Here is a 4,895-nt window from a genome sequence, read left to right on the forward strand (position 1 = left end):
CGAGGCGGACGGCGCAGGACAGGCCTGGACGCTAGGCGCCCTGGCCGTGCAGTTGGGCGACAACCGCATCACCGGCAGCGGCAGCCTGCAGCAGCGCCTGGCCGGCCGGATCGACCTCGACCTGCCACGTCTGGGCCAGCTCTGGCCGCGCCTGCAAGGGCAGGTCAAGGGGCGTCTGGATGTCGCGGGTACCCTGGACAAGCCCGAAGGCTCCCTCACCCTGAAAGGCCAGCAACTGGCCCAGGATCAGAACCGGATACAGAGCGTCGGCCTCGACGCCCGGCTCGACAGCGCCCAGCGCGCGGTGCTCGCGTTGAAAGTCGGCGCGATCCGCCTGGGCGACACGGCCTTGGGCGACCTGCTCGCCACCGGCAAAGGCGATATTCGTCAGCAGGCGCTAAGCCTCAAGCTGGACGGCCCGCAGCTCAAGGTCGATCTGGATCTAGACGGAGCCTTGGCCAAGGGTGACTGGCGCGGCCGCCTGGCCCGCGGGCGTATCCAGGCCGGCGGCCAGGACTGGCAGTTGCAGGCCCCGGCCAGACTGCAGCGCCTGGCCAACGGCCAGCTGGACTTCGGCGCCCATTGCTGGCGTTCGGGCCAGGCCAGCCTGTGTGGCGAAGACCAGCGCCTGGCGCCCGATCCGCGGTTGCGCTATCACCTCAAGCAGTTCCCGATCGAAAGCCTGGCTCAATGGATGCCAAAGGACTTCGCCTGGAAAGGCTCGCTCAACGCCGACGTCAACCTCGATATCCCGGCGAGCGGTCCCAAGGGCACCTTCGTGATCGATGCCAGTGGCGGCACCCTGCGCATTCGCGACAAGGACCGCTGGCTGGACTTCCCTTATCAGACCCTGCGCCTGGACAGCACCCTCAACCCCCGCCAGGTCGATACCCGTCTGGCATTCCAGGGCAAAGGGCTGGGCGAGCTGATGCTGAACACGCGTATCGACCCGGTGGCCAGCAGCAAGCCGATCTCCGGGGACTTCCGCCTGGCCGGCCTCGACCTGTCCGTCGCCCGGCCGTTCATCCCCATGGTCGAGCGCCTGGAAGGGCAGCTCAACGGCAGCGGCCGGCTGTCGGGCACCCTGATGGCTCCGCAAGTCAATGGCAGCCTCAACCTCACGGGCGGCGAGGTCAGCGGCGGGGAACTGCCGGTCAGCCTGAAGGACCTCTCGCTGCAAGCGTTGATCGCGGGCGAGCAGGTCCAGCTAAACGGTGGCTGGCGCAGCGGTGACGCCGGTCGTGGCCAGCTTGGCGGCAGCATCACCTGGGGGCAGGCGTTGGCTGTCGACCTGCGCTTGCAGGGCCAGCAACTGCCGGTGACCGTCGAGCCTTATGCGGAGCTGGATGTGGCGCCTGACCTCAACATCCGTCTGGTCGACGACAAGTTGGCGGTCACCGGCAAGGTCAAGGTGCCCAAGGGCAAGATCATCGTGCGTGAGCTGCCGCCATCGACGGTCAAGGTGTCCGAGGACACCGTGATCGTTGGCCACCAGACCGCCGAAGGCAAGCCACCCATGGCGATGGCCATGGACATCGACGTCGAGGTCGGCCAGGAGCGGCTGTCATTCAGTGGTTTCGGCCTCACCGCCAATCTGCTCGGGCACGTGCACATCGGCGACAACATGGACACCCGCGGCGAGCTGAGCCTGGCCGACGGCCGTTACCGGGCCTATGGCCAGCGCCTGACCATCCGCCGCGCACGGCTGCTGTTCGCCGGGCCCATCGCCCAGCCTTATCTGGATATCGAGGCAATCCGGCAGGTCGATGACGTGATCGCGGGTATCCGCCTGAGTGGCAATGCCGAACAACCCACCACGCAGGTGTTCTCGGAACCGGCCATGAGCCAGGAGCAGGCGCTGTCCTACCTGGTGCTGGGCAGGCCGCTGGGGACCACGGGCGAAGACAACAACATGCTGGCGCAAGCGGCGCTTGGCCTGGGCCTGGCGGGCAGCGCCGGGATCACCGGCAGCCTGGCCTCGAACCTGGGCATCGAGGACTTCCAGCTCGACACCGAGGGCAGCGGCGACGCTACCAGCGTGGTCGCCAGCGGCAACCTGACCGAAAAACTCAGCCTGCGCTATGGAGTCGGGGTGTTCGAGCCCGCCAACACCATCGCCTTGCGCTACAAGCTGAGCAAGAAGGTCTACCTGGAAGCGGCCAGTGGCGTGGCAAGTTCGCTGGATATCTTCTACAAACGCGATTTTTGAGCCGGTGCTCTGAGCGGTGTTGAAAGTGGGCGTGAATCCTGGCCCCCTTTTGCAGGGCGCATGAGGGGGCAGGACAGGCGTGGGAAATTGCCGGAAGGTGGGATCACGCCTGGCGCCGGATATTGCCGATCTGGCGCAGACTCAGCCCGTACTTGTCCGCCAGCAGGCTGCGCGACAAGCCGTTCGCGCTCTCCAGCTGGATCTTCTGGTTGCGCAGCTGGCGCAGGAAATGGTCGGGTTTGGGGATTTCCAGCGCTACGCCGGCAAAGCGTTGGATCAGCGCGTCAAGGGCATCGGCCGGCAAGATGTCCACCAGCCGGGTGCGTTCCCGGTGCTTGGGTATGTACTTGGGCCGGCCACCGTAGGTACACGTCAGGCGGTAGGCGTTCTCGATGCCAATGCACTCGATCAGCGACTGCAGTGACTGCGGCAGTTGCGCGACATCGATTCGGGTGAGGTCATGCAGTTCCATGGTGACTCCCAGGGGCGAGGGTGGGGCAACGCAGTGCCCGGACATCCGTGCCGAGCGTTCCGGGCCATCACGCAGCACGCAGTGAAATGGCTCGGATCGATTCTCGACCCGCGACCCTTTTCGTGACTAGGGGCCAAGCGAACCGGTGCTTGTAGTCGTATTGATCAACGTTTTGAGGGCAGCGTTTACTAGCTGCGTAGGACTTCGCTTCACCAGCGCCCTGGAAGCCATGATGTGCCGCCGAGGCCTTTTCCTGATCATGCGCTGGGTTGGACACCCATCGGCGACGCCCTGGCGCCCAGGCGTGGAGGGCGGGTACCGGTAACCAGGCAGCGGGAAATGCTCCGCCGTGGCAGGGTGGCGTTGTATGATGGCGGCGGCTCGAACGAGCCTATTGTCCCTGATGTCGCAAGGAACCTTCGATGACACACGTGCAGCGCCTGAAATACTCGATCCTGATCATCCTGGTGGTGCTGGGCATCATGCTCGGCCTGTCCCACCTGCAAAAGCAGGGGACGATCAGCGAGCAGACCTTCCAGTACATCGCGATAGCCGTCGCGGTCATCGTCGTGGTGATCAACGGTCTGCTGCGGCGCAAGGTAAAACCCTGAGGCCCTCAGGGCATGGCCGGCGCCCGCCGGCCAGTCTTTCAACGCGCGGCAGGCTGCTCCAGCACTGCCCGGGCGTGAGGGTTGAGGCTGTAGCACTTGTCACTGCCCAGGCTGATCACGCCCTCGGCGCACAGGCGCTTGAGCACCTCGCGCACGCTCAGGAACGACAGCGGGATGTCCAGCTGCTCGAGCTGGGTGTGCACCCCGCGCACACCGATGCTGCGCCCGTTGCGGTTGGCGTGGTGCAAGGCGTCGATGACTTTCAGACGGATCAGGCTGGTACGCAGGCCGTAGACCCGCAGCAGCTCGCGGATCTGGTCGTTGCCAACCCGCTCGTCCAGGCTGGCGGTTTGCTGTGCGGTGGGCATGGCGGGGCGTTCGCCGCCCCGTTGCGCAGGTTGAGAGTCGTGCATGTGAATGCTCCTTTTCGTGGACTGTCCTGAAGAAACGGTGAGGGCCTCATTCAATAAGACGAATGAGCGCCGAAAAACTGCACCGTCGGGCAAAAAAAACTTGCCGCTTGCTGTTCAGGACTGTTCAGGATGTACGGAGCTTGCCTGGGGGCGGCCGATGCGCGGTTGGCCGACCGGGGCAATCCTGCGATGACGCGCGGGTGTCAGAATGCAAAAGGTGCCAGCTGGAACCCGTGCTCATCCACCTGCAATGCCCAACCCTCCCGGTCCCAGTCGCCCAGGACGATGCGCCGCGCGGGCAGCTCATCGACCATCAGCTTGTGGATCGCCGGACGGTGGGTGTGGCCGTGGACCAGGGTGCGCACGCCATGCGCGTGCATCACCCGCGGGATTTCCTCGGGCGTGACATCGACGATGTCGTTTGCCTTCATCCGCGTTTGCGCGCGGCTTTCGCTGCGCAGCTTGCGCGCGAGCTTCTGGCGGCTGCCCAAGGGCAAGTGGCGCAGAATCCACAAGGTCAATGGGTTGCGCAGGTAGCGGCGCAGCTTCATGTAGGCCAGGTCGCGGGTGCACAGGCTGTCGCCGTGCATCAGCAGCACCTGTTCGCCGCCAAGCTCGACCACGCTCGGGTCGGCCAGCAGCGTGCAGCCGGCAGCCTTGCAAAAGGCTTTGCCGATCATGAAGTCGCGGTTGCCGTGCATCAGGTAGATCGCGGTGCCACTGTCGCTCAGCCGGCGCAGGGCCTGGCAGATCCCTTGCTGGAAGGGCGACATGGCGTCGTCGCCGATCCAGGCCTCGAAGAAGTCACCCAGGATGTACAGCGCACGGGCGTGCTGTGCACGCCCGTCGAGCAAATCAAGAAACGCCCGGGTGATATCCGGGCGCTCTTCTTGCAGGTGCAGATCGGAGATCAGCAGAATCACTCAATGATCTCTGCTTTCTCGATGACCACGTCCTCGACCGGGACATCCTGGTGGCCAGACTTGGAACCGGTACGCACGCCTTCGATGGCGTCGACCACTTCACGGCCTTCGATCACTTCGCCGAACACCGCGTAGCCCCAGCCCTGCACGTTCTTGCCGCTGTGGTTCAGGAAGTCGTTGTTGGAGGCGTTGATGAAGAACTGCGCGGAGGCCGAATGCGGCTCCATGGTGCGGGCCATGGCAACGCTGTACTTGGTGTTCTTCAGG

Annotated in this window: 6 protein-coding genes; 2 read left to right on the forward strand and 4 right to left on the reverse strand. The window is 64.9% G+C overall.

Annotated elements, in window-relative coordinates; translation table 11 throughout:
• Positions 1–2,209: translocation/assembly module TamB domain-containing protein (locus tag VJS90_RS07870; RefSeq protein WP_324120715.1), on the forward strand; the 2,209-nt coding region annotated here is incomplete at its 5' end.
• A 103-nt stretch (positions 2,210–2,312) separates the two neighbouring features.
• Here VJS90_RS07870 and VJS90_RS07875 read toward each other — a convergent pair.
• On the reverse strand, positions 2,313–2,681 hold the full coding sequence (locus tag VJS90_RS07875) for a transcriptional regulator (protein ID WP_324120717.1): 369 nt from the start codon (positions 2,679–2,681) through the stop codon (positions 2,313–2,315).
• A 422-nt stretch (positions 2,682–3,103) separates the two neighbouring features.
• Here VJS90_RS07875 and VJS90_RS07880 point away from each other — a divergent pair, with 422 nt between their 5' ends.
• Positions 3,104–3,292, forward strand: coding sequence for a hypothetical protein (locus tag VJS90_RS07880; protein WP_324120719.1), 189 nt, complete (start codon positions 3,104–3,106; stop codon positions 3,290–3,292).
• A gap of 38 nt (positions 3,293–3,330) precedes the next feature.
• Here VJS90_RS07880 and VJS90_RS07885 read toward each other — a convergent pair whose 3' ends face one another.
• The 3 genes from VJS90_RS07885 to VJS90_RS07895 form a co-directional block, all read right to left on the reverse strand.
• Positions 3,331–3,660, reverse strand: a complete 330-nt coding sequence (locus VJS90_RS07885) for a fe2+ zn2+ uptake regulation protein (protein ID WP_414704913.1) — start codon at positions 3,658–3,660, stop codon at positions 3,331–3,333.
• A 248-nt stretch (positions 3,661–3,908) separates the two neighbouring features.
• Positions 3,909–4,628, reverse strand: a complete 720-nt coding sequence (lpxH, locus tag VJS90_RS07890; protein WP_324120724.1) for a UDP-2,3-diacylglucosamine diphosphatase — start codon at positions 4,626–4,628, stop codon at positions 3,909–3,911.
• A partial coding sequence (locus tag VJS90_RS07895) for a peptidylprolyl isomerase (RefSeq protein WP_324120726.1) occupies positions 4,625–4,895 on the reverse strand: 271 nt, incomplete at its 5' end. The genes VJS90_RS07895 and lpxH, both read right to left, overlap by 4 nt.

The sequence above is a fragment of the Pseudomonas sp. genome (genome assembly GCF_035277045.1).
In the GTDB taxonomy this organism is placed as follows: Bacteria; Pseudomonadota; Gammaproteobacteria; order Pseudomonadales; family Pseudomonadaceae; genus Aquipseudomonas.

Excerpts from the sequence above, each read along its gene's own strand:
- VJS90_RS07875 (WP_324120717.1), bottom strand. The coding sequence starts at position 2,681 with ATGGAACTGCATGACCTCACCCGAATCGATGTCGCGCAACTGCCGCAG.
- VJS90_RS07880 (WP_324120719.1), top strand. The coding sequence starts at position 3,104 with ATGACACACGTGCAGCGCCTGAAATACTCGATCCTGATCATCCTGGTG.
- VJS90_RS07885 (WP_414704913.1), bottom strand. The coding sequence starts at position 3,660 with ATGCCCACCGCACAGCAAACCGCCAGCCTGGACGAGCGGGTTGGCAAC.